At 68.6% G+C, this 22,461-nt stretch carries 21 protein-coding genes, 1 tRNA gene and 1 other RNA gene; 12 read left to right on the forward strand and 11 right to left on the reverse strand.

Going from position 1 to position 22,461, the window contains the following annotated elements:
• Together map and ppgK are read left to right on the forward strand one after the other, a co-directional pair.
• Positions 1–867, forward strand: a complete 867-nt coding sequence (gene map / locus KL788_RS03015; protein WP_293168369.1) for a type I methionyl aminopeptidase — start codon at positions 1–3, stop codon at positions 865–867.
• Positions 868–895: 28 nt separating this feature from the next.
• A complete protein-coding gene (gene ppgK / locus KL788_RS03020; protein WP_293168371.1) occupies positions 896–1,657 on the forward strand; it encodes a polyphosphate--glucose phosphotransferase in 762 nt (253 codons plus the stop codon).
• Between the two features lie 109 nt (positions 1,658–1,766).
• Here ppgK and KL788_RS03025 read toward each other — a convergent pair whose 3' ends face one another.
• Positions 1,767–2,873, reverse strand: a complete 1,107-nt coding sequence (locus KL788_RS03025) for a fatty acid desaturase family protein (RefSeq protein ID WP_428846127.1) — start codon at positions 2,871–2,873, stop codon at positions 1,767–1,769.
• A gap of 173 nt (positions 2,874–3,046) precedes the next feature.
• Here KL788_RS03025 and KL788_RS03030 point away from each other — a divergent pair, with 173 nt between their 5' ends.
• The gene (locus KL788_RS03030; RefSeq protein WP_293168375.1) at positions 3,047–3,790 is read left to right on the forward strand and encodes a VIT1/CCC1 transporter family protein; all 744 of its coding nucleotides are present in this window, start codon (positions 3,047–3,049) and stop codon (positions 3,788–3,790) included.
• A 41-nt stretch (positions 3,791–3,831) separates the two neighbouring features.
• Positions 3,832–5,319, forward strand: coding sequence for an SDR family NAD(P)-dependent oxidoreductase (locus tag KL788_RS03035; protein ID WP_293168377.1), 1,488 nt, complete (start codon positions 3,832–3,834; stop codon positions 5,317–5,319).
• An 8-nt stretch (positions 5,320–5,327) separates the two neighbouring features.
• On the opposite strand, the gene rnpB is transcribed toward KL788_RS03035, so the two are convergent.
• From rnpB to KL788_RS03065, 6 genes are all read right to left on the reverse strand, one after another.
• An RNA gene (gene rnpB / locus KL788_RS03040) (RNase P RNA component class A) lies at positions 5,328–5,710 on the reverse strand.
• Positions 5,711–5,772: 62 nt separating this feature from the next.
• On the reverse strand, positions 5,773–6,195 hold the full coding sequence (locus tag KL788_RS03045; protein WP_293168379.1) for a reverse transcriptase-like protein: 423 nt from the start codon (positions 6,193–6,195) through the stop codon (positions 5,773–5,775).
• Positions 6,192–6,932: a zinc ribbon domain-containing protein gene (locus KL788_RS03050; protein WP_293168381.1), complete on the reverse strand. Its 741-nt coding sequence runs from the start codon at positions 6,930–6,932 to the stop codon at positions 6,192–6,194. The genes KL788_RS03045 and KL788_RS03050 overlap by 4 nt, the downstream gene beginning before the upstream one ends.
• A gap of 42 nt (positions 6,933–6,974) precedes the next feature.
• Positions 6,975–7,787: a Nif3-like dinuclear metal center hexameric protein gene (locus KL788_RS03055; protein WP_293168383.1), complete on the reverse strand. Its 813-nt coding sequence runs from the start codon at positions 7,785–7,787 to the stop codon at positions 6,975–6,977.
• A complete protein-coding gene (locus tag KL788_RS03060; protein ID WP_293168385.1) occupies positions 7,784–10,363 on the reverse strand; it encodes a purine-cytosine permease family protein in 2,580 nt (859 codons plus the stop codon). Before KL788_RS03060 ends, KL788_RS03055 begins: the two co-directional genes overlap by 4 nt.
• Before the next feature lie 18 nt (positions 10,364–10,381).
• The gene (locus tag KL788_RS03065; RefSeq protein ID WP_293168387.1) at positions 10,382–11,272 is read right to left on the reverse strand and encodes a DMT family transporter; all 891 of its coding nucleotides are present in this window, start codon (positions 11,270–11,272) and stop codon (positions 10,382–10,384) included.
• A 46-nt stretch (positions 11,273–11,318) separates the two neighbouring features.
• Between KL788_RS03065 and KL788_RS03070 the strand changes: the two genes are divergently transcribed.
• Positions 11,319–11,690, forward strand: coding sequence for a hypothetical protein (locus KL788_RS03070; protein WP_293168389.1), 372 nt, complete (start codon positions 11,319–11,321; stop codon positions 11,688–11,690).
• On the opposite strand, the gene KL788_RS03075 is transcribed toward KL788_RS03070, so the two are convergent.
• The 3 genes from KL788_RS03075 to KL788_RS03085 form a co-directional block, all read right to left on the reverse strand.
• The gene (locus KL788_RS03075) at positions 11,687–12,619 is read right to left on the reverse strand and encodes a zinc-ribbon domain-containing protein (protein WP_293168391.1); all 933 of its coding nucleotides are present in this window, start codon (positions 12,617–12,619) and stop codon (positions 11,687–11,689) included. The two genes, KL788_RS03070 and KL788_RS03075, sit on opposite strands and share 4 nt — an antisense overlap.
• Before the next feature lie 49 nt (positions 12,620–12,668).
• Positions 12,669–12,741: transfer RNA gene (locus tag KL788_RS03080), tRNA-Val, on the reverse strand.
• 41 nt (positions 12,742–12,782) lie between these two features.
• Positions 12,783–13,253: a peroxiredoxin gene (locus KL788_RS03085; protein ID WP_293168393.1), complete on the reverse strand. Its 471-nt coding sequence runs from the start codon at positions 13,251–13,253 to the stop codon at positions 12,783–12,785.
• A gap of 146 nt (positions 13,254–13,399) precedes the next feature.
• Here KL788_RS03085 and aceE point away from each other — a divergent pair, with 146 nt between their 5' ends.
• The 6 genes from aceE (at position 13,400) to KL788_RS03115 (ending at position 21,070) form a co-directional block, all read left to right on the forward strand.
• Positions 13,400–16,132 carry a pyruvate dehydrogenase (acetyl-transferring), homodimeric type gene (aceE, locus tag KL788_RS03090; protein WP_293168395.1) on the forward strand — a complete coding sequence of 911 codons (2,733 nt, stop codon included), beginning with the start codon at positions 13,400–13,402 and terminating at the stop codon, positions 16,130–16,132.
• A gap of 67 nt (positions 16,133–16,199) precedes the next feature.
• On the forward strand, positions 16,200–17,378 hold the full coding sequence (locus KL788_RS03095) for a PucR family transcriptional regulator (protein ID WP_293173121.1): 1,179 nt from the start codon (positions 16,200–16,202) through the stop codon (positions 17,376–17,378).
• Between the two features lie 84 nt (positions 17,379–17,462).
• Complete coding sequence (locus KL788_RS03100) at positions 17,463–18,377, forward strand: ACP S-malonyltransferase (RefSeq protein WP_293168397.1); 915 nt, start codon at positions 17,463–17,465, stop codon at positions 18,375–18,377.
• The gene (locus tag KL788_RS03105; protein WP_293168399.1) at positions 18,374–19,381 is read left to right on the forward strand and encodes a beta-ketoacyl-ACP synthase III; all 1,008 of its coding nucleotides are present in this window, start codon (positions 18,374–18,376) and stop codon (positions 19,379–19,381) included. The genes KL788_RS03100 and KL788_RS03105 overlap by 4 nt, the downstream gene beginning before the upstream one ends.
• A 92-nt stretch (positions 19,382–19,473) precedes the next feature.
• Positions 19,474–19,722, forward strand: a complete 249-nt coding sequence (locus tag KL788_RS03110; protein ID WP_293168401.1) for an acyl carrier protein — start codon at positions 19,474–19,476, stop codon at positions 19,720–19,722.
• Positions 19,723–19,831: 109 nt separating this feature from the next.
• Positions 19,832–21,070: a beta-ketoacyl-[acyl-carrier-protein] synthase family protein gene (locus tag KL788_RS03115; protein WP_293168403.1), complete on the forward strand. Its 1,239-nt coding sequence runs from the start codon at positions 19,832–19,834 to the stop codon at positions 21,068–21,070.
• Between the two features lie 96 nt (positions 21,071–21,166).
• Here KL788_RS03115 and KL788_RS03120 read toward each other — a convergent pair whose 3' ends face one another.
• On the reverse strand, positions 21,167–21,646 hold the full coding sequence (locus tag KL788_RS03120; protein WP_293173124.1) for a DUF3145 domain-containing protein: 480 nt from the start codon (positions 21,644–21,646) through the stop codon (positions 21,167–21,169).
• Positions 21,647–21,904: 258 nt separating this feature from the next.
• Here KL788_RS03120 and KL788_RS03125 point away from each other — a divergent pair, with 258 nt between their 5' ends.
• On the forward strand, positions 21,905–22,459 hold the full coding sequence (locus KL788_RS03125; RefSeq protein ID WP_293168404.1) for a PadR family transcriptional regulator: 555 nt from the start codon (positions 21,905–21,907) through the stop codon (positions 22,457–22,459).
• Positions 22,460–22,461: the final 2 nt, after the last annotated feature.

Below are 22,461 nucleotides of genomic sequence, written 5' to 3' on the forward strand. Positions count from 1 at the left end.
ATGCCCCGTGACGCTTCAGGCCACCTCGTCGCCGGGAGACTCTCACCGCAGCGCAAGGTACCAGCGAGCATCCCGAAGCCGCCGTACGTCGGCAAGCCGGCCCCGCCCCCGCACGTCGGCGGCGACGTCTACGACACCGAGACGATCGAGCTCATCCGCGAGTCGGGGCGCATCGCCGCCCAAGCCGTCGAGGCAGTCGGGGCTGCGATCGCCCCAGGCGTCACGACAGACGAGCTCGACCGAATCGCCCACGAGTATCTGCTCGACCACGGGGCGTACCCTTCGACGCTCGGCTACCGCGGATTTCCGAAGTCGTGCTGCACGAGCCTCAATGAGGTCATCTGCCACGGGATTCCCGACGACACCGTCATCGCCGACGGCGACATCGTCAACATCGACATCACGGCCTTCAAGAACGGCGTGCACGGCGACCTGAACAAGACCTTCATCGCCGGCCAAGCCAACGCAGATGCGCGGCTGCTCGTCGAGCGCACCCAGGAGGCGCTCAATCGCGGCATCAAGGCCGTGGCGCCCGGTCGCGAGATCAACGTCATCGGCCGCGCTATCGAGGCCTACGCGAAGCGCTTCGGCTACGGAGTCGTGCGCGACTTCACGGGGCACGGTGTGGGCACGTCGTTCCACTCGGGGCTGATTGTTCCGCACTACGACGCCGCGCCCGACTACTCGACAGTCATGGAGGTCGGCATGGTCTTCACGATCGAGCCCATGCTCACCCTCGGAACCATCGACTGGGATCTCTGGTCTGACGACTGGACCGTCACGACGAAAGACAAGCAGCTCAGCGCCCAGTTCGAGCACACGCTCGTGGTGACCGAGCGCGGGGCCGACATTCTCACGCTGCCGTGAGAGCTCGCCGCAACGACAGGAGACCCACATGACGCGCGCCATCGGCATCGATATCGGCGGCACCGGCATCAAGGGGGCAATCGTCGACCTGGATGCTGGCGAGCTCGTCAGCGAGCGCATCAAGCACGCCACCCCCGAGGGCGGCGAGCCCGCCGACATCATCGAGACTGTGCGGCAGCTCGTCGACGAGCTCGTCACCGAGCACGGTGGCGCCGACGTCGCGCACATCGGCGTGTGCTTTCCGGCGATCGTGCGCAACGGGCGCACGATGTCGGCCGCGAACGTCAGCGACGAATGGATCGGGCTGGATGCTGATGCCCGGTTCACGGAAGCACTCGGTCGCGACATCCACTTCGTCAACGACGCTGACGCCGCGGGGTTCGCAGAGGCGATCTACGGTGCCGCGCGCGACCGCCGCGGTCTCGTGATCATGACGACCCTCGGCACGGGCATCGGCAGTGCGTTCATCTATGAGGGCGTGCTGATTCCGAACACCGAGCTGGGGCACCTCGAACTCGGCGGCGACGACGCTGAGCACTGGGCCGCGAACTCAGCGCGTGAGCGCGAAGGCCTGTCGTTCGAGCAGTGGGCCGAGCGCCTCACTCGCTACTACCGGCACGTCGAGTTTCTCTTCTCGCCCGATCTGCTCGTCATCGGAGGCGGCGTCTCGAAGCAGCATGACGAGTTCCTGCACCTCATCGACGTCGCGACGCCGATCGTGCCCGCCGAGCTGCGCAACAACGCGGGCATCATGGGCGCCGCGGCTCTGGCGCAGCGCCACGCCCACTGACGCGGGTACTGCACCCCTGCCGGCAGCGTTCTGGCCTGCTCTTCGCATCACAGCCCGACCTTTTGGGCGTTAGTGGGACGAACGGTGCAGAATGCAGGACGGCGAACGCCTAGCTGCGCCGGAACTGATTGACCAGCGGGCAGTCGAACGGGTCGCGGGCCGAGAGGCCGACGCGGTTCAAGTAGTCGATGACGATGCCGTACGAGCGCAAAACACCCGTCTCGGTGTACGAGATGCCGGTGGCGTCCGAGTACTCACGCACGATCTCGCGAGCACGGCTGAGCGCCGGGCGCGGCATGTTCGGGAACAGGTGGTGCTCGACCTGGTGGTTGAGCCCGCCGAACAGCACGGTCGCCCACCAACCGCCCTTGAGGTTGCGCGAGGTGAGAATCTGGCGGTGCAAGAAGTCGAGGTTGGTGTCGTTCTCGAGAATCGGCATGCCCTTGTGGTTGGGAGCGAAGGATGCTCCCATGTAGACCCCGAAAACCGCGAGCTGCACGCCCAAGAAGGCGAAGGCCATGCCGAGCGGCAGAAACATGAAGAGCACGGCGACGTAGAGCGAGAGGCGCAGTGCGATGAGCGTCAGCTCGAGGTAGCGGTGCTCGACGCGGCCCTTGTCGAAGAGCGACAGGATCGACCGAAAGTGCAAGTTGATGCCCTCGAGCGTCAGCAGGGGGAAGAACAACCAGCCCTGGTTGCGCGTGATGAGCGCGAAGGCGCCCTTCGACTTCGCTGCGTCTTCGGGCAGGAAGGCGATGGTGTCTTGCTCGATGTCGGGGTCGGCGCCCTTCTGGTTCGGCTTCGCGTGGTGGCGCGAGTGCTTGTGCATCCACCAGTGGTAGCTGATGCCGACGACCGCCGTGGCGAGAATTCGACCGACCCAGTCGTTGACCTTGCCCGAGGCGAAGATCTGGCGGTGCGATGCCTCGTGGGTCACGAACGCGATCTGCGTCAGCACGATGCCGAGCGCGCCGGCCATCAGCAGCTGGAACCAGCTGTCGCCGAGCAGCACCATGCCCGTGATGATGCCGCCGAGAGCGAGAGCGAGCCCGGCGAAGACCGCGTAGTAGAAGCCCTCGCGACGGCGGAGAAGCCCGGCGTCACGCACCGTTCGCATGAGCGCCGAGTACGACGCCGTGAGCGGCACAGCATCGGGGTCGCGGGGGGTCGTGGTGCGCAGGCTACCGAGTGATCCGGACGAGGCGAGAGAGGTCATGAGGCCTTCGGGGTCGGTGTGCGACTTCCCAGCCGGCATGGTGTGCGAGCGAGTGCTCACCAGATCATTCGACTCTACGCATGCTTGCATGCCGAATCGGGCATGCCGGGCCGATGCACAGCAGAGCCTTACCTTGCTTGTAGGCGGTCGAGACACAGAGTTGACTAATGGGCATGAGCGACACGCCTGCGGCCCCGGAGACGACCGGAGGCCAGCACGATTCTGAACCTCACGATCGCGGAGCGTTCAACGACGGACTCAACAAACTGCGCGCGGGCGTGCTCGGCGCCAACGACGGCATCGTGTCGGTGGCCGCAGTCGTCGTGGGCGTTGCTGGCGCGACGACCGAGCTCGCACCCATCATCACCGCCGGAGTCGCCGCTGTCGTCGGAGGCGCGATCTCGATGGCCCTCGGGGAGTACGTCTCGGTCGCCAGCGCTCGAGACAGTCAGACCGCGCTCATCGCGAAAGAGAAGCGTGAGCTGGCCGAGATGCCCGAGCAGGAGCTCGCTGAGCTCGCCGGCATCTACCAGTCGAAGGGACTCTCGGCCGAGACCGCCCAGAAGGTCGCCGAAGAGCTCACCGCCCACGACGCCCTCGGCGCGCACCTCGAAGCCGAGCTGCACATCGACGAGAACGAAGTGCTCAAGCCCTGGCAAGCCGCCTGGGCGTCGTTCCTCGCCTTCTTGCTCGGCGCTGTGCTGCCGATGCTCGCGATCTCGCTGCCGCCCGCCGAGCTGCGCATTCCGATCGCCTTCGTCGCGACGCTTCTCGCGCTCGGCATCACCGGAGGTCTCGGGGCCTACCTGGGCAAGAGCCCGTGGCTCAAGCCCACCGTACGCGTCGTGCTCGGTGGCGCCGTCGCGCTCGCCGTGACCTTCGCGATCGGCGCACTCCTCGGCACCGCGATCGCCTAGCGCGCGAGCCGCGCGCTCCCGGCAGCCCGATATCCTGGCGTGTGCTTTCCGACCAGTCTCCCGATCACCGCATCGACGCCGCTGACCCGGGCATCGATCCGGCCGACCTCGAGACCACCTTGCGGGTGCTGAGCACGCTGCACGAGCTCGACCACGAGCATCCCGACTTCATCGCGGTGCGCCACGCGACCGCTCACATGTTCCGCGCCGTCAAGGTGCACCGACGCCTGTCGAAGCGCGCCGAAGTGCTCGCCGCCGACAAGGCCGTGATCGAGGCGACCGCGACGGGCTCGCCCGACCGCATCGACGACGAGACCCGTGGCGTCGACATCAGCACCTCGACGACGACGCCGTTCGCCGGCGAGCTCACGCGCTCGCAGGCGTGCTACATCTGCAAGCAGCAGTACACGCTCGTCGACGCCTTCTATCACCAGCTGTGCCCCGACTGCGCGCGCCTGAATCACGCGAAACGGGATGCCCGGACAGACCTCACCGGACGACGCGCGCTCCTCACCGGCGGCCGCGCGAAGATCGGCATGTACATCGCGCTACGCCTCTTGCGCGACGGCGCACACACGACGATCACGACGCGGTTTCCGCGCGACGCCGTGCGCCGATTCTCGGCTCTGCCCGACTCGGCCGAGTGGATCGACCGCCTGCGCATCGTCGGCATCGACTTGCGCGACCCTGCTCAGGTCATCGGGCTCGCCGAATCGTTGGCCGCGGCCGGGCCGCTCGACATCATCATCAACAATGCGGCGCAGACCGTGCGGCGCTCCCCCGGCGCCTATCAGCCGCTCATCGAGGCCGAGCTCGCACCCCTGCCCGACGGGCCGCTACCGGAACTCGTGACGTTCGGCCACACGATGGATCCGCACCCGCTGGCACTTGCCGAGTCGGTCGCCGCCCACCCGATTCTCTCCGCAGCCGCGGCGAAGGCCGAGCAGCTCACGCAGGCGGCGATGACGGCCGGGAGCGCATCCATCGAGCGCCACCGCGACGGCACCGCGATCGATGCCGGCGGCCTCGTGCCCGACCTGCACGACGTCAACAGCTGGACGCAGGCAGTCGGTTCGGTCGAACCACTCGAAATGCTCGAAGTGCAGCTCGCGAACTCGGTGGCGCCCTACATCTTGGTCGATCGACTACGGCCGTCGCTGGCGGCCTCGCCCTTCGAGCGCACCTACGTCGTCAACGTGAGCGCGATGGAAGGCGTGTTCGGGCGCGGCTACAAGGGCCCCGGCCACCCGCACACCAACATGGCGAAGGCGGCGATGAACATGCTCACCCGCACGAGCGCGCGCGAGATGTTCGAGACCGACGGCATTCTCATGACGAGCGTCGACACCGGGTGGATCACCGATGAGCGACCGCACCCGACGAAGCTGCGGCTCGCCGATGAGGGCTTCCACGCCCCGCTCGATCTCGTCGACGGAGCCGCGCGGGTCTACGACCCGATCGTGCGCGGTGAAGCCGGCGAAGACCTGTTCGGCGTCTTTCTGAAGGACTACAAACCCTCTCAGTGGTGAGGCTGAGGCAAGTGGGTCGGCCGATACGCCGGGTTCTGTTCCAGGAATCGCTTCCCTTCGACGGCCATCTCTCTCGGCGAGCCGTTACCGACACGCTCTAGCGGTCTACCCGACACCTCGGCGAGCCGCGTCAACGGTGTCTGTCTGACCTTGCTCCGGGCGAGGTTTACCCAGCGAGCCCGATCACTCGGGCCCCTGGTGGTCTCTTACACCACCGTTTCACCCTTACCGCCGACTTTCGCCTGCGGCGGTCTGCTCTCTGTTGCACTTTCTCGCGCATTACTGCGGGTGGGTGTTACCCACCGCCCTGCTCTGCGGAGCCCGGACGTTCCTCGGCGAAAGTCGTTCCCCTTGCGGGGCGTGCCTCCGACGCGACCGTCTGGCCGGCCCACTTGCGTTCTCAGGGTACCGGGTGACGGATGCCCTCCGCCCGTTTCACCCCGTGCAGGCCGCTCAGCGCGAGAACGAGGCGCGAGCATCCATCGCCTGATTGGCGCACGCGTCGGCGCGCGAGTTCTCGAGGCGGGGCACCCACTCGAAGCGCACGGGAGTGCCCGTGAGCACCTGCCGCGCCTCGGCGGCGAGCTCGGCCATGGCGGGGTGCTTGATCTTCCAGCGACCCATCATCTGCTCGACGACGAGCTTCGAATCCATGCGCACGGTGAGCTCGGCATCGGGGTCAAGCTCAAGCGCGCGCCGCACCCCCGCGAGCATGCCGCTGTACTCGGCGACGTTGTTCGTCGCGGTGCCGACCCAGACTCCCACCTCGGCGATGACCTCGCCGGTCGCGGGGTCGATCACAACAGCTCCCCCGGCGGCGGGGCCGGGGTTTCCGCGCGAGCCGCCGTCGGCCTCGACGAGCAGTTCGCGCGTCACAGGCCGCTCTCGTCGGTGCGCACGAGAATCGCGTTCGAGTCGGGGCACAGCAGCACGGCATCGGGCGCTGCCGAGCGCACGGTCGCGAGATCGCTGCCCGTCAGCTCAACGCCGCTCGCACTCGAGATGCGTGCTCGCAAGTGCGAGGCCCCCGTGCCGTAACGCTCGCGCTGCTTCTCGTAGAGCGCGATGAGATCGGCGGGCACCTGAGCGACCACGGCATCGCGCTGCTGCTGCGCCGCCGAGCGCTCGTCGGCGATGACCGCGAGTGCAGCGTCTCGTGCCGCGATCGCCTCGGCCACCTTCGCCTGCTGGTCGTCGAGGGCGGTCGTCGCAGAGGCGAGCTCGCTCTCGAGCGTCTCGACCTTCTCCATGACCGAGAGCTCAATCTCTTCCAGATCGCCGAGACGTGCCTTGAGCGACGCGAGCTCATGCTCGAGCCCCTGAATGTCTTTGACCGACGAACTCTGCTGCAGACGGTTGTCGTCGCGGCTGATGCGGGCCTCGACGAGCGCGACATCGCTCTCGACCCGGCCGAGCTCGATGCGGGCGTCTTCGAGCTCGCCTCGACGCTGCACGACGAACTCGCGCATCACCTCGGCTTCAGCGGTCAGGTCATCGACGACGGCGCGCTCGGGCAGGGCGCGCTCGCGGTGCGAGAGCTGCTGCAGCGTCGTGTCGAGCGCTTGAACATCGAGCAGCAAACGCTGCGACTCGGGGCTGGCGGTCAAGGCCATGCGGGGGTCACCTCAGGGTTGTTCTCGTCGTTCGGTCAGGGCCTACTGTACGACCACGAAGTCCCAGGGGTCGGTGCGCAGCTCACTGACCACGACCTCGACGCCCGGCAATGCCGACCGTAGCTCGTCGGCCGCGGTCTCGAGCCACAGCCACTCGCTCGCCCAGTGCGAGACGTCGATGAGCGCCGGCCCTCCGGCGACGCGCGCCGTCTCGACGGCCTCGCTCGCGGGGTGGTGCCGCAGGTCGGCGGTCACGTAGACGTCACTCGAACGCACCGCACTCTCGCCGAGCAGCGAGTCGCCCGCACCGCCGCAGACGGCCACGCGCGCGATCGGTCGGTCGAACTCTCCCGCCACGCGAATACCCGTCGCCGTCGGGGGCAGGATGCTCGCGAGGCGCCGCGCGAGGGCTCCGAGCGTGGTCGGCTCGGGCAGCGCCCCCACCCGCCCGAGGCCGACGCCGGGCGCGGTCTCGACGATCGGCAGAGCATCCGTCAGCCCCAGCAAGCCGGCGAGCCGGGCGCTCGTGCCCGTCGCGACGACGTCGGCGTTGGTGTGTGCGCTGTACAGGGCGCAGCCGCCGCGGATCAGTCGGGCGAGCAACGCGCCCTTCGCGGTCGTCTCGGCGACGGTCGTGACGCCGCGCATGAGCAGCGGATGGTGCACGAGCAGCACCTGGGCCTCGAGCGCCACGGCCTCATCGACCGTCTCGGCGACGGCGTCGACGGCGAGCACAATGCGCGAGACCTCTGCCGTGGGGTCGCCGCTCAGCAGACCGGGAGCATCCCATGCCTCAGCCCCGGTCAACGGCCAGAGGGCTTCCGCGGCGGCCGAGACGTCGGCGACCGTCGTCACGGCGTCGCCGGTGGAGCCGTCGACGCCTCGATGGGCGACTCGTCGGGAGGCGGGGCGGCGGGCTGCGTCTCGACGGCGATACTCGAGGTGGCTGTCTCGCTGCCCTCCAGCAGCGCCGCCTGGCGCTCGGCAGACTGCAGTGCTCGCAGGGCGGGAATTCCGGCGACGATCGGCGTGAGCAGGCCGAGCACCAGAGCGATCGCAACACCGAGGTCGGCGGCGGCAAGCGCATCGTCGAGAGGCACACCGAGCAGCGACCACAGGTATCCCTGCCACTGCAGGCCGGTTACCGTGGCGGTGGTCAGACCCCAGCCGATGCCCGTCACGACGAGCAGCATGATCGTGTTGACCCAACGCACCCGCGGGTAGACCCCGCCGCTCGAGAGCAACGACGGAGAGTGCACCCGACGCGTACGAATCATGGTCTCGGCACCGAAGAGACCGGCCCACGCGGCAACCGGCACCGCGAGCGTCGTCACGACATCGCGGAACAGCGCCGTGACATCGGGCACGACGAACGCCAAGGTGACCGTGGCGCCGGCGGCGATGACGACCGCGATCACGACGGCCACCGCGCGAGGCATGCGGATGCCCACCGCGAGCAGCGCGAAACCGCCCGAGTAGAGCGCGAGCACGGCCGCCGCGAGCAGTCCGAGTGCGACCGCAAGTACGAGCGGCACGGGGTACCAGAGCGGAAGCATGCGCGCGATGATGTCGACCGGGTTGTCGACGAGGCCTTCGGCGACGAACGGGTTCGAGGCAGCCAACAGAGCACCCCAGCTGATGAGCGCAAAAGCAGGAATCGTCGCCCCGAACGCCGTGAAGAGCACGGCGGCCGAGCCTGCTGTGCCCTTGGCCTGATAGCGCGCCAGGTCGCCGCTGCTGTTGGCCCACGCGAGGCCGACGACACTGAACACGAGCACCGCGCCGCTCGCCATGAGCATCCAGGGACCGTCGGGCACTGAGAGTGCCGCGTTGAGGTCGACATAGGGCACGGTCAGGGCGATGAGGCCGCCCACGAGGATGACGCCGAGAACGGTGACGACAGCCCCGAGCACGGCGATCGCCCGGAAGCCGAGTGCGGCGATGACGGCGGCGATGACAAGAGCGATCCCCGCGATAGCGAGGGCAAGATCGAGGGTGGCGATGCCCTCGACGACGGAACCGCCGACGAGCACTTCGGCGACACCGGTGCCGAGCATCCACAGCAAGGCCGCGGCCCAGACCAGTCGCGTGACGACAGCCAGCAGCGCTGGGATGACGTTGCCCGCCGTGCCGAACGTCGCGCGTGAGACCACCATCGTCGGTTGGCCGCTCCATTTGCTGGCGAGCGTGCCGAGGCCGAGGGGCAGGAACGACACCGCGACGCCGATGAGCGCGGCAAGAATCGACTGGCGCAGGCTCATGCCCAGGCCCAGCAGCACCGCGCCGAGAGCGACGCTCACGACCGAAGCGTTGACCGCGAACCACAGCCAGAAGAGTCGGATAGACCTGCCCGTGCGATGCTCGGCGGGCGTCGGCTCGAGACCGATGCGCTCGATACGCGGGGCCGCGGCGGGCGCAGCGATCTCCGCGGCGTCGGTCGATGCTTCGTCGATGGGCGTCGGGTCTGGCTCAGGGGCGCCCACCTCGGGCTGCTCTTCCATGCGCCACGGCAACTCGGGGTCGGAGTCGGCGGCGATCTCCGGCGCGGCGGTCTCGCCGGTCGCGGCATCAGCGGCGGCGAGCAAGGCTTCGAAGGCCGTCGGCGCACTGACGATCGTCGCAGAGCCCTCCGGGGCCGCGGGCTCGACGAGCTCGGGCGGCGCGGGAACCGACCCCGGAGGCGGCGGAACCGCCGTGATCGCCGCTCCGAAGGGTGGCGGCGCGTCGGCAAGAGCCAGGTCGAGTTCAGGTCCGGTGGGCGGCACCACGGGTTCGACGGCGGGCGCCACGGGTTCGGGCGACGGTGCCGCGGGCACGGGCGCTGCGTCGTGAGGCGTTGCGGTCGACGGGCCCGGCGCGACCACGGGGATCACGCCGGTGAACTGCGATCGCACCTCGGAGACCAGCTGCTCGGCCTCGGGTCCCGCGGTCTGACGCACCTGCTGCTCCCATTCGGCGAGCGTGACCGCCTCTTGCTGCCGCAGTGCCAGCTCGCGCTCGACGAGGTCGAGCAACGAACTCGTGTCGTGGTCGGGGGCGTCGAGGTCGGCCGCAGCAAGCAGCTCTTCGTCCGAGAGCGACTGGCGCTGCGGGGGTGCCGGAATGCTCGGGGTCGGCTCGGGGCTCGGGGTCGGCTCGGGGCTCGACTCGGGGCCCGGGGTCGCGATGCTCTCGGGCGGCGCCCAGGGGCTGGGTTCCACCACGGGCGCCGGCTCTGGCGCAGGTTCCGGCCCGGGCTCCGACGCCGGCGCCGGCTCGACCACCGGCGAGGGTCGCGTGAACTGCTGGGCGAGCGCCGCCGCGAGGGCGTCGTCGTCGGTCGTCGCCGGGTCGTAGTTCACATCGGCGGGAGGGGGCGTGAACGTCGACCGCCGCGGGCCATTACTAGGCGCGGATTCGGCCTCGTTCGCGGGCTGCTCGTCGTCGACCATGCCCCGATGATAGGGGCGCTATGGCGCGGGGCGCGGTTGCCGAGCCGAGGAGAGCACAGCTACGCCGAGCAAGATGAGCGCGAGTCCGACCCAGCCAAGAGGCTCGAGCCGCTCGCCGACGACGGCGATCGCGAGCAACGTCGCCACGAGCGGCTCGAGCAGGGTAATCACGGTCACGGTGCTCGACCGCAGAGCCCTGATGCCCCACCCGAAGAACACGTAGGCGAGAAACATCGGGCCGACCGCGAGGTAGGCGGCGAGGCCGACGTTCTGCAGGCTGCCGAGCAGCGGGGCTCCGACGACCAGCAGCACGACGGCGAGAGGGATCGCGGCCAGGCCGAACGCCGCCCCCATCGTCGCGCGCCCCGTGTGACCGCGGCGGATGATCGTGCCCGACGCGAGCGTGAAGAGCGCATAGCCCGCTCCGGCCACGAGCCCGAGCGCCACCCCGGCCGGAATCGTCGCGGGGTCGACCGGCGACCCCGAGCCGTGGCCGCCGACCACGAGCAGGGCGACGCCCGCGATGGCGATGCTCGCGCTCAGCATCCATCGCCCGGTCAGTCGTTGCCGGTGCAGCCGCCATTCCAGCAACGCCGCGAAGATCGGCCCCGAGCCGAGCGAGACGACATTGCCGATCGCGACTCCCGCGAGATCCATGGCCGCGTAGAACGCGAGGGGGTACGCCACCATGCCCGCTGCCGCGGCCAGCAGCCACGCGCGCACCGTGCGGTCGCCGATGACGGCGAGCGACCGGCGATGGTTCGTCGCGAACAGCAGCGCCCCGCCGACGACCATCGTGCTCGCGCCGATCGCCAGCGGGCTCACGTCGTCAGAGAAGAACGAGGCCGCTGTGCCAGTGGTTCCCCACAGCACGCACGCAGCGACGAGTGCCCAGATGGCGGACGACACGGAAGGCTCCTCAGCAGATTCAGCGGTGCGACGTACAGTGGTCAGCATGACCGAGAACGACCTGCTCGCCCACTGGACGACGGCACGCTGGCACATCATTGTGTCGCAACTAGCCCCCACCTTCTTGCTGGCGGTGACGGTCTGGATGCTCATCGAGGGTCTCGCCGAGACTCCCCTGCCGGTGCGTCTCGCAGCGGCAGGCATCCTGGTCGCGTCGGGCGTACTCGGCGCCGCCGCTCAGTTCGCCGCAGCCCAAGAGGGCCTCGCGGTGATCGCCGAGTTGCGCGCCCTGCCGACGGTCTCGGCGATCGGGGCCCGCGTGATCGCGAGCGCGCGCGGAGTCGACGTCGTGCGCTTCGTCGGGCCGGCGATCTTCATCGCCGTCTTCGTCGCCTTGATCTGGGCGCTGTTCCTCTAGCCGGTGACGGTTTCACGCCGGTAGGCCTGCACGAGCAGCGCACCGCGCGTCTCACCCATACGCTCGATGAGCGCTTCCACTGCCGTCACCGACACCCCAGCGACGACCAGGTCGTCAGGCCCGAGGGCTCGCAACGGTCGGCAGCGCAGACGGATGACGTGCCACCTAGCCTCGCGCAGCAGCTGGTCTTTGCGCCTGTCGGCGCGCTCGCGGCGCCCCACGTGCTCGTCGGCGTTGCGCCCCACCGTGTCGAGTTCAACGGCGACCGCCAGCTCGGGAATGATCACGTCGGGCCACACCTCAAGGTGCCCGAAGAACGGCGTGCGCACCCGCACGGCCGTGCAACTCAGGTCGACGTCGAGCCGCGCGGCGATGAGCGCGCGCAGTCGCCCTTCGGCCGCGGAGGTCGCCCTCGGGGCGCGCTCGCTGCGGAAGGCCTCGCCCGGTCGCACCTCCCCCGCCGATCTCCACAATTCAGGAGTCGCGACACGGTGCGGGGGCGCGACACGCCGTGCGGGCATCCGTCGGCGGTCTGCAGACGACACGTCTCCTGAATTGTGGAGACGAGCGGGAACGAGGGGCGGGATGCTCGCCGCGGCCCGCGGCCACTTCGGTGCACTCGGCAGCAGCGACGGCGTCGAACAGACCGGGCACCACGAGCGGCTCGAGCGTGATCGGCCGGGGCGGCCACGCTGCTCGGCCGGGGTCGCCACGAACTCGTGGCCGACCGAGCACACCCACACGAGGTAGACCTCGGCCGCGGGAGGTATCTGCGAGAGCACAAGCTCGCCGTTACGCTCAGGCCTGAACTGCTCGACGAGAGCAGTGAACGGTGCCCAGGCATCGCGGTAGCGACCGATCGGGTAGGGCACCTCGAGGCCCGTGACGCGCTGACGGCGCGCCCACCACTGCTCACGACTCACCGGCACGGTGTTCAGGCTAGGACGCAGTGCTGACACCGCGGCCAGCCGCCGACGGTGGGCCCTGAGGGACTCGAACCCCCGGCATCCTCGGTGTAAACGAGGCGCTCTACCAACTGAGCTAAGAGCCCGTACCCGTCAAGCGTAGCGTCGACACCTCAGGAGACTCGAGTCACAGCAGGGCGAGGGCGTCACGATACGCCGTGAGGTAACGGACCTCACCGGGATTGGTGGCGAACGTGGCACGTACGAGTCCTGAACTGTCGACCAGCACGGTTGCGCGCGTCGCGAAGCCTTTGTCGGGCAGAAAGGCGCCGTACCGCTGGGCCACCTCACCGTGCGGCCAAAAGTCGGCCAGCAGCGAGAAGGTGTAGCCCTCGCGCTCGGCGAACTCGCGCAGGGTCGCGGTCGAGTCAACCGAGACACCCAGCAGCGTCACGCCCGCCGCGTCGAACATCGCAAGGTTGTCGCGCAGCTCGCACAGCTCGCCCGTGCAGGTGCCCGTGAATGCCAGCGGAAAGAAGACGATCGCCACAGCGGAACGGTCGCGGAAGCCGCTGAGGGAGACCGTCTGACCGTACTGATCGCGCAGGGAGAAGCCGGGGGCGACAGTGCCCACGGCGGGAAGGATGGTGACGCTCATGATGCCCCGATCGGCAGGCTCGGTCCCGCGCCAGAGGTGCCCGGCGAGGGTGACTAGACTCGACAACGCTCGTGCGATTCCCTCGCCGCAACCCGGCGGGCCAATCGTGCCGACACACTCTGTCTACCACCAGGAAGAGGTCAAGGGTGACGGTCAACGACCAGGATCCGTATTCGGTCGAACACACGGACGCCGATCCGGAAGAAACCGCCGAATGGAACGAATCGCTCGACGCGGTCGTTCACGAGCGGGGCCCGCAGCGCGGTCGCGAGATCATGCTCAGCCTGCTCAAGCGGTCAAAAGAGCTACACCTCGGCGTGCCGATGGTGCCGACCACCGACTACCTCAACACCATCGCGTCGGAGAACGAGCCCGAGTTTCCGGGCGATGAAGACATCGAGCGCCGCTACCGCGCGTGGATCCGCTGGAACGCCGCCATCACCGTGCACCGCGCTCAGCGCCCGGGCATCGCGGTCGGTGGCCACATCTCGACCTACGCGTCGAGCGCGGCGCTCTACGAGGTCGGAAACAATCACTTCTTCCGCGGTCTCGACCACCCGACTGGCGGCGACCAGGTCTTCTACCAGGGCCACGCCTCCCCCGGAATGTACGCGCGCGCCTATCTCGAGGGTCGGCTCACCGAGCACCAGCTCGACGGCTTTCGGCAAGAGAAATCGCACGCCGGAGAGGGCGGAGGGCTCTCGAGCTACCCGCACCCGCGCCTCATGCCCGAGTTCTGGCAGTTCCCGACCGTCTCGATGGGCCTCGGCCCGATCAACGCGATCTACCAGGCGCAGGTCAACAAGTACGTCACCAACCGCGGCATCGCCGAGGCCGATGACACCCAGGTGTGGGCGTTCCTGGGCGACGGCGAGATGGACGAGGTCGAGAGCCGCGGCGCGCTGCAGCTCGCCGCGAACGACGGCCTCGACAATCTGAACTTCGTCATCAACTGCAACCTGCAGCGCCTCGACGGCCCGGTGCGCGGCAACGGCAAGATCATCCAAGAGCTCGAGAGCTTCTTCCGCGGCGCTGGATGGAACGTCATCAAGGTCATCTGGGGTCGCGAGTGGGATGCCCTGCTCGACCAGGATCACGACGGCGCGCTGCGCGATCTCATGAACCGCACTCCCGACGGCGATTACCAGACCTACAAGGCCGAGTCGGGCGCCTTTATCCGTGAGCACTTCTTCGGGCGCGACCCGCGCACCGCGGCCATGGTCGCCGACTACACCGACGACGAGATCTGGGGCCTCAAGCGCGGCGGCCACGACTACCGCAAGGTCTACGCGGCGTTCAAGGCGGCGAGCGAGCACAAGGGCCAGCCGACCGTGATTCTTGCCAAGACGGTCAAGGGCTACGGCCTCGGCCCGAGCTTCGAGGGCCGCAACGCGACCCACCAGATGAAGAAGCTCACGCTCGACAACCTGAAGCAGTTCCGTGACGAGATGCGTATTCCGATCACGGATGCTCAGCTCGAGGCCGACCCGTACCAGCCGCCGTACTACCACCCGGGAGCCGACGACCCGGCGATCGAGTACCTGCATGAGCGCCGCCGCGCGCTCGGCGGCTACGTGCCCGAGCGCCGGTCGAAGTACACCCAGGTCGCCTTGCCCGACGAGAGCACCTACGAGGTCGTCAAGCGCGGCTCGGGCAAGCAAGAGGTCGCGACGACGATGGCGTTCGCGCGCCTGCTGAAAGACCTGCTGCGCTCGAAAGACTTCGGGCACCGCATCGTGCCGATCATCCCCGACGAGGCGCGCACGTTCGGCATGGACGCGTACTTCCCGACGTCGAAGATCTACAACCCGAACGGCCAGCACTACACCTCGGTCGACCGGGAGCAACTGCTGGCGTACAAGGAGAGCCCGCAGGGTCAGATCATCCACACCGGCATCAACGAGGCCGGCGCCGTCGCGGCGTTCACCGCGGTCGGTTCGACCTACTCGACGCACGGCGAACCGCTCATCCCGGTCTACGTCTTCTACTCGATGTTCGGCTTCCAGCGCACGGGCGACGCGTTCTGGGCCGCCGGCGACCAGATGACCCGCGGGTTCATCATCGGCGCGACCGCGGGTCGAACGACTCTCACGGGCGAGGGCCTGCAGCACGCTGATGGCCACTCGCCTCTGCTCGCGAGCACGAACCCCGCCGTCGTGACCTACGACCCGGCGTTCGGCTACGAGATCGGGCACATCGTGCGAGCCGGTCTCGAGCGCATGTACGGCGGCACACACGCCGAACCGAACGTCATGTACTACCTGACGGTCTACAACGAGCCGAACGTGCAGCCTGCCGAGCCCGAGAACCTCGATGTCGAGGGCGTGCTGCGCGGTCTCTACTTGCTGAAGCCGAGCGAGACGATGGGCCCCAAGGCTCAGCTGCTCGCCTCAGGTGTCGCCGTGCCGTGGGCGCTCGAAGCCCAGCAGCTGCTCGCCGACGACTGGAGCATCTCGGCCGACGTCTGGAGCGTCACGTCGTGGAACGAGTTGCGCCGCGACGGCCTGGCGGTCGACGAGCACAACTTCCTGCGCCCGGCCGAGGCACCCAAGGTGCCCTACGTCACGCAGAAGCTGCAGTCGGCCGAGGGGCCGTTCATCGGGGTCTCCGACTTCATGCACGCGGTGCCCGATCAGATTCGGCAGTTCGTGCCCGGCGACTATGCGACGCTCGGCGCCGACGGCTTCGGCTTCAGCGACACGCGCCCTGCGGCACGCCGGTTCTTCACCATCGACGGGCCGTCGATCGTGGTGCGCACGTTGCAGCAGCTGGCCCGTCGAGGGGTCGTCGACCCCGGCGCGGTGCCGGCCGCGATCGAGAAGTACCGCCTCTACGACGTGACGGCCGGTACCACCGGCTCTGCCGGCGGAGAGTCTTAGCACCGAGCAGCGGGCTGTCTGAGAGCAGGCAGCCCGCTCGCTTCACCGAAGGAGCACGGTGGCAGAACTGAGCAAGGCGCAGACGCTGCAATGGTTGCGCAACATTTCGGGTGAGCTCGCGACAGCGACGCTCAAGCGACTCGACGACACGCTGCCCTGGTACGGCACGATGCCGCCGAGTCGTCGATCAGCCGTCGGCATGGTGGCGCAGGCCGGTATCTCGTCGTTCATCAGCTGGTACGACGACCCCACGTCGCAGCCGTGGATCGCCGCTGACGTCTTCGGGGCCGCGCCGCGCGAACTGCTGAGATCGGTCAGCCTGCAACAGACCCTGCAGCTCATCCGCGTGGTCGTCGAGGTCGTCGAAGACCGCGTGAAAGACCGCGATGAGAACCTGCGGCACGGAATCCTGCTCTACAGCCGCGAGATCGCCTTCGCCGCCGCCGACGTCTACGCCCGTGCCGCCGAGGCACGAGGACTCTGGGATGCCCGCCTCGAGGCGCTCGTCGTCGACTCGATCCTCAGCGGTGAGTACGACAACGAGTTGCCCAGCCGCATCGCTGCGCTCGGCTGGAACGGCCACGGCGAGGTGTGCGTGCTCGTCGGCACGGCACCTCGCATCGTCGACGTCGACCAGATTCGCCGCACCGCGCGCCACGTCGAAGCCGACGTGCTCATCGGGGTGCAGGGCAGCAGGCTCGTCGTCGTGATCGGTCGGGCCACTCCGCGCGGCGAGAACGACGAGCCCGGCGAGCACACGCACACCTTCGCGCAGATCGCCGAGGCGCTCGAGCCGAGCTTCGGCACCGGGCACCTCGTGCTCGGCCCCGAGGTGCCCGACGTCGTCGAGGCCGGCAAGAGCGCGAAGGCCGCCCTGGCGGGCTTCGCCGTCGCGCGCTCATGGCGCAACGCGCCGCGACCGACGCTCGCCGACGATCTGCTGCCCGAGCGGTCGCTCGCGGGCGACCCGATCGCGCGCGGAACCCTCATCAACCGCATCTACCGTCCGCTCAAGGCGCACAACCCCGAGTTGCTCATCACGCTCTGGGCGTACCTCGACAACGGCCGCAGCCTCGAGGCCACTGCGCGCGAGCTGTTCGTGCACCCCAACACGGTGCGCTACCGCCTCAAACGCATCAGCGAAGTCATCGGCTGGGACGCCACGGGCGCACGCGAGGCGCTCATCCTGCAGTGCGCCCTCATCGTGGGGTCGATCGCTGAACCCGAGCCGCCCCTGCGCCGCTGACTGTAGAACGCGCACAACGTCGTTGTACGTTTGTGCACGACATCCGCACGACCCCTCGACACCCTCTTTGGGAGGATGGAATTCATGATCGTCATCGTGGCGCCCGGGCAGGGCTCGCAGACTCCCGGTTTCTTGGAGCCGTGGATCGCCGACCCGGCCCATCGCGCTCGCCTCGAGCAGTACTCCGAGGCCGCCGGCATCGACCTCGTCGAGCACGGCACCGTGTCGGATGCCGATGTCATTCGTGACACCTCGATCGCCCAGCCGCTCATCGTCGCGGCCTCGTTGCTCAGCGCCGCGGCACTGCTTGACGGCCGGCGCGATCGCGTGGGTTCCGTCGCCGGCCATTCGGTGGGCGAGTTCGCCGCCGCGGCGATCGCCGGCGTGATGAGCGAGGCCGACGCCCTGCGCCTCGTGCGCACGCGCGGTCTCGCCATGGCCGAAGCCGCCGCTGTCGTACCGACCGGCATGAGCGCCGTGATCGGCGGCGATGCGGATGCTCTCGCCGAGCGCCTCGCCGAGCTCGGGCTTGAGGCCGCCAACCTCAATGGCGCCGGTCAGACCGTCGTCGCCGGCGAGCTCAACAACCTCGCCGCCCTCGCCGCCGAGCCTGTCGCAGGCACCCGCGTCATCCCCCTGCAGGTCGCCGGCGCGTTCCACACGAGCTACATGAGCCCGGCCGTCGAGACTCTGCGCGCTGCGGCGTCGGGGGTAGCAGCACTCGACCCGAGCATCCGTCTCTACACGAACCGCGACGGGTCTGCCGTTGCATCTGGGTCTGCGTTCGTCGACCTCATGGTCGGACAGGTGTCGTCACCCGTGCGGTGGGATGCCTGCATGCAGTCGTTCGCCGATGACGGCGTGACGGGCATCATCGAACTGCTGCCGGCCGGCGCGCTCGTCGGCCTGGCCAAGCGTGCGCTCAAGGGTGTTCCGACCGTCGCCGTCAAGACCCCTGACGACCTCGCCGCCGCGATCGAGATGCTGGAGAACGCATGACCGAGCCCACCCTGCACCAGTCGGTCGGCGTGCCGTTCACGCGCATCTACGCGGTGGGAGCCGCGCGCGGCGACCTCACCGTGACGAACGACGACATCGCCGGGCCGATCGACTCGAGCGATGAGTGGATTCGCCAGCGCACCGGTGTCATCACCCGCATGCGGGCGTCGAAGGATGTCAACGCCGTCGACCTGGCCGAAGCGGCCTCGCTCGAGGCGATCGCGAAAGCGGGAATCAGACCCGACCAGATCGGCGCCGTCATCGTATCGACGATCAGCAACACCGTGCAGACCCCGTCGCTCGCCTCGCTGCTTACCGACCGCATCGGCGCGACACCCGCACCCGCTTACGACGTCTCTGCCGCCTGCGCCGGCTACACCTACGGCATCGCGCAGGCCGACGCGTTCGTGCGCGCCGGTCTGGCGGAATACGTGCTCGTCGTCGGCGCCGAGAAGCTCAGCGACGTCGCCAAGCCGACCGACCGCACGATCTCGTTCCTGCTGGGCGACGGCGCGGGCGCCGCGATCGTCGGGCCGAGCGACACCCCCGGCATCTCTGCCACCGTCTGGGGCTCCGACGGGTCGAAGTGGGACGCGGTCGGGATGGATCGACCGATCAAAGAGGCCTTCGACGACCCCGAGGGCGAGTTCCCCACGCTTCGGCAAGAGGGCCAGACGGTGTTCCGCTGGGCAGTCTGGGAGATGGCCAAGGTCGCTCAGCAGGCGCTCGATGCCGCGGGCATCACGGCCGATCAGCTCGCGGCGTTCATCCCCCACCAGGCGAACATGCGCATCATCGACGAGTTCGCCAAGCAGCTGAAGCTGCCCGAGAGCGTCATCGTTGCGCGCGACATCGCGACGACCGGCAACACCTCGGCGGCCTCGATTCCGCTCGCCACACACCGACTGCTCGAGGAGCACCCCGAGTTGAGCGGCGGTCTCGCCCTGCAGATCGGGTTCGGAGCAGGCCTAGTCTTCGGCGCACAGGTGGTGCGTCTGCCCTAGCCCCCGCCCCTACCCGCGTCGCCTTCTGCGATCGGCCTCGGTGCCGCTCTAGGATTGTGCACGGTCATACGACACCCCCAAGGAGAAAACACATGGCACTGTCCACCGAAGAAGTTCTCGCAGGTCTCGCAGAGCTCATCAACGACGAGACGGGCATCGCCACCGACTCGGTCGCGCTCGACAAGTCGTTCACTGACGACCTCGACATCGACTCGATTTCGATGATGACCATCGTCGTGAACGCTGAAGAGAAGTTCGACGTCAAGATTCCCGACGAAGAGGTCAAGAACCTCACGACCGTCGGCGACGCCGTGACCTTCATCGTAAACGCCGCGGCCTAGTCCGACGTTGCGGCTTGTGCCGCATCACGACGTGCAGAGCGGCGGGGGTCGACCCCGCGTCGACCCCGCCGCCCTGCGCCGCTGAACCACACTGCAGAGAGTTGACGTTATGACCACCATCGTCGTCACCGGAATCGGTGCAACCTCCCCCATCGGCGGAACCGCACGCGAGAGCTGGGATGCTCTGCTGCGGGGCGAGTCGGGCACACGCTCGCTCGCCTACGACTGGGTCGCCGAGCACGACCTGCCCGTGACCTTCGCCGCCGAAGCCAAGGTGCGGCCCGAGGAGGTGCTCGAACGCCAGGAGATCAAGCGACTCGACCCCTCGGCGCAGTTCGCCCTCATCGCCGCGCGCGAGGCCTGGGCTGACGCCGGCTCGCCTGACATCGCCCCCGAGCGGATTCTCGTCGACTATGCGACGGGCATCGGAGGCCTTTGGACCCTTCTCGACGCCTGGGATGTGCTCAAGGAGAAAGGCCCGCGTCGAGTGCTGCCCATGACCATCCCGATGCTCATGCCCAACGCAGCCGCGGCCGCCATCAGCATGGGTCTCGGCGCGCGCGCAGGAGCGCGCACCGTCGTCTCAGCCTGCGCCTCGGGCACCGAGGCGATCGCGAACGCCTACGAGCACCTGCAGCAGGGGCTCGCCGACATCGTCGTCGCCGGCGGCACCGAAGCCGTCGTGCATCCCCTGCCCATCGCCGCGTTCGCATCGATGCAGGCGCTCTCCAAACGCAACGACGACCCCGCCGCCGCGTCGCGGCCTTACGACGTCGACCGCGACGGCTTCGTTCTCGGCGAGGGCGCCGCCGCGATCGTGCTCGAGACCAAGGAGCACGCGCTCGCGCGCGGCGCCCGCATCTACGCGGAGCTCGCGGGCGGCTCGGTCACGAGCGATTCGTACCACATCACCGCGCCTGATCCCGAGGGCTCAGGCGCCGCACGGGCGGTGCTCGCGGCACTCGCGCAAGCAGGGGCCACCCCCGACGACGTGTCGCACATCAACGCGCACGCCACGTCGACCCCGGTCGGCGACATCGCCGAGTACAACGCGCTACACCGCGTATTCGGGGATCGCGTGGCGAGCATCCCGGTGTCGGCCACCAAGGCCTCGACCGGCCACTTGCTCGGCGGCACGGGCGCACTCGAGGCGGTCTTCACCATCCTCGCCCTGCACGAGCGCACGGCACCGCCGACGATCAACCTCGACAACCAAGACGACGCGATTCCGCTCGATGTGGTGACCTCGCCCCGCCCGCTCGGCGAGGGGCCGTTGCTGGCGATCTCGAACTCATTCGGCTTCGGCGGCCACAACTCGGTCGTGGCGTTCCGCACCGTCGACGACTGACCCACGCCCGCACGCACGAGACCCGGGGCCCCCCAACAGCCCCGGGTCTCGTGCGTGCCTCCGCAGCGGTCGACGCCGAACGGAATTCGTGATGCGTCAGCCGGCGCGGTGCAGCCAGATCACGCGAGCGCCGTCGCCGGCATGGCGGAAGGGCTCGAGCTCGTCGTCCCAGGCCTGGCCGAGTGCGAGCCGCAGTTCTCGATGCAGCTCGGCCGTGTTCGACCCCGCGACCTCGATCGCGTAGCGGATGCGGTCTTCAGGAATGACGGTGTTGCCCGCCGTGTCGGTCTGAGCGAAGAAGATGCCCAGGTCGGGGGTGTGCATCCACCGTCCACCGTCGGTGCCGAGACCGGCGTCTTCCGTCACCTCGAACCGTAGATGCTCCCACCCGCGCAGCGCGCTCGCGATCCGCGCCCCGGTTCCCCGCTCGCCTTCCCAGACGAACTCGGTGCGCTGGGCACCGCTGAGCACGGGCTGATCGATCCAGTCGAAGTTGACGGCGCGCCCGAGGGCGCGACCTGCTGCCCACTCGATGTGGGGGCAGAGCGCACGAGGAGCGGAGTGCACGAGCAGCACTCCGCGAGCCGTTGTGTGTGCCGCCGCGGGGGGCAACACAGTGTTCTCTGACACAGTTTTCTCCGTTTCGATCAGGTGCGACTTCCCCATCGACCTGCGAAACGAACTGCGCGAACTCTTCAATTGTGCCCAAACTGCGGCTGGTCGAATTATGCCCCACATGAGCGTTGAATAACAAGAGTGTGATTACGTGTGTGTCGTTCTCATGAACCATGAAAAGTCGGTACGCCGAATGCATACGCCGCATAGTCTTGAGGCATGACGCTGCGCCACTCCCTCTTGGCCGTGCTCACCCTCGGCCCCGCCTACGGCTACCAGCTGCATGCAGAGGTCGTCGAGCGCACGCGGCGCGACGCCGCGCTCAACGTGGGCCAGGTCTACTCGACGCTCGATCGACTGCGCCGCGACGGGCTCATCGAAGATGCTGGCAGCACTCCTGACAACCTGCCGCTGTACGGCCTCACCGACGCCGGGGCAATCGAAGCCCGCATGCACCTCACCGAGCCCGATCTAGCCGATTGGCACGAGATGGTCGAGCGCGTGCTGTTGGCCCAGTCGCTGCCGGGCGACCACAGTGACACGCTGGTACGCAACTACCGGTTGCTCTGGGCGCCGCGTCGCGGAGCCTCTGACGAGGTCGTCGACCCCACAGGAGGCGCCGCGCAAGCCGCTGCGCAGCACGCCGCGCGGCTGCTGCAGTCGGCGGCACTCGCGTGGCTCGACTCGCTACCCGAGATCGAGCCGTGGCCTCTGCGCACTGATCGACGTCGTCGGGGGCGCCGCGCGGCCGAAGCGGTGCATCCACCCGCCTGACC

This window comes from Microcella sp. (assembly GCF_019739195.1).
Lineage (GTDB): Bacteria > Actinomycetota > Actinomycetes > Actinomycetales > Microbacteriaceae > Microcella.

Bases quoted from the DNA above. Each gene is read 5' to 3' on its own strand.
- KL788_RS03110 (WP_293168401.1), top strand. From the start codon at position 19,474: ATGGCACTGTCCACCGAAGAAGTTCTCGCAGGTCTCGCAGAGCTCATC.
- KL788_RS03025 (WP_428846127.1), bottom strand. From the start codon at position 2,873: ATGACCTCTCTCGCCTCGTCCGGATCACTCGGTAGCCTGCGCACCACG.
- KL788_RS03060 (WP_293168385.1), bottom strand. From the start codon at position 10,363: ATGGTCGACGACGAGCAGCCCGCGAACGAGGCCGAATCCGCGCCTAGT.
- KL788_RS03050 (WP_293168381.1), bottom strand. From the start codon at position 6,932: ATGGCCTTGACCGCCAGCCCCGAGTCGCAGCGTTTGCTGCTCGATGTT.
- ppgK (WP_293168371.1), top strand. From the start codon at position 896: ATGACGCGCGCCATCGGCATCGATATCGGCGGCACCGGCATCAAGGGG.
- KL788_RS03100 (WP_293168397.1), top strand. From the start codon at position 17,463: ATGATCGTCATCGTGGCGCCCGGGCAGGGCTCGCAGACTCCCGGTTTC.
- KL788_RS03125 (WP_293168404.1), top strand. From the start codon at position 21,905: ATGACGCTGCGCCACTCCCTCTTGGCCGTGCTCACCCTCGGCCCCGCC.
- KL788_RS03085 (WP_293168393.1), bottom strand. From the start codon at position 13,253: ATGAGCGTCACCATCCTTCCCGCCGTGGGCACTGTCGCCCCCGGCTTC.
- map (WP_293168369.1), top strand. From the start codon at position 1: ATGCCCCGTGACGCTTCAGGCCACCTCGTCGCCGGGAGACTCTCACCG.
- KL788_RS03030 (WP_293168375.1), top strand. From the start codon at position 3,047: ATGAGCGACACGCCTGCGGCCCCGGAGACGACCGGAGGCCAGCACGAT.
- KL788_RS03070 (WP_293168389.1), top strand. From the start codon at position 11,319: ATGACCGAGAACGACCTGCTCGCCCACTGGACGACGGCACGCTGGCAC.
- KL788_RS03115 (WP_293168403.1), top strand. From the start codon at position 19,832: ATGACCACCATCGTCGTCACCGGAATCGGTGCAACCTCCCCCATCGGC.
- KL788_RS03105 (WP_293168399.1), top strand. From the start codon at position 18,374: ATGACCGAGCCCACCCTGCACCAGTCGGTCGGCGTGCCGTTCACGCGC.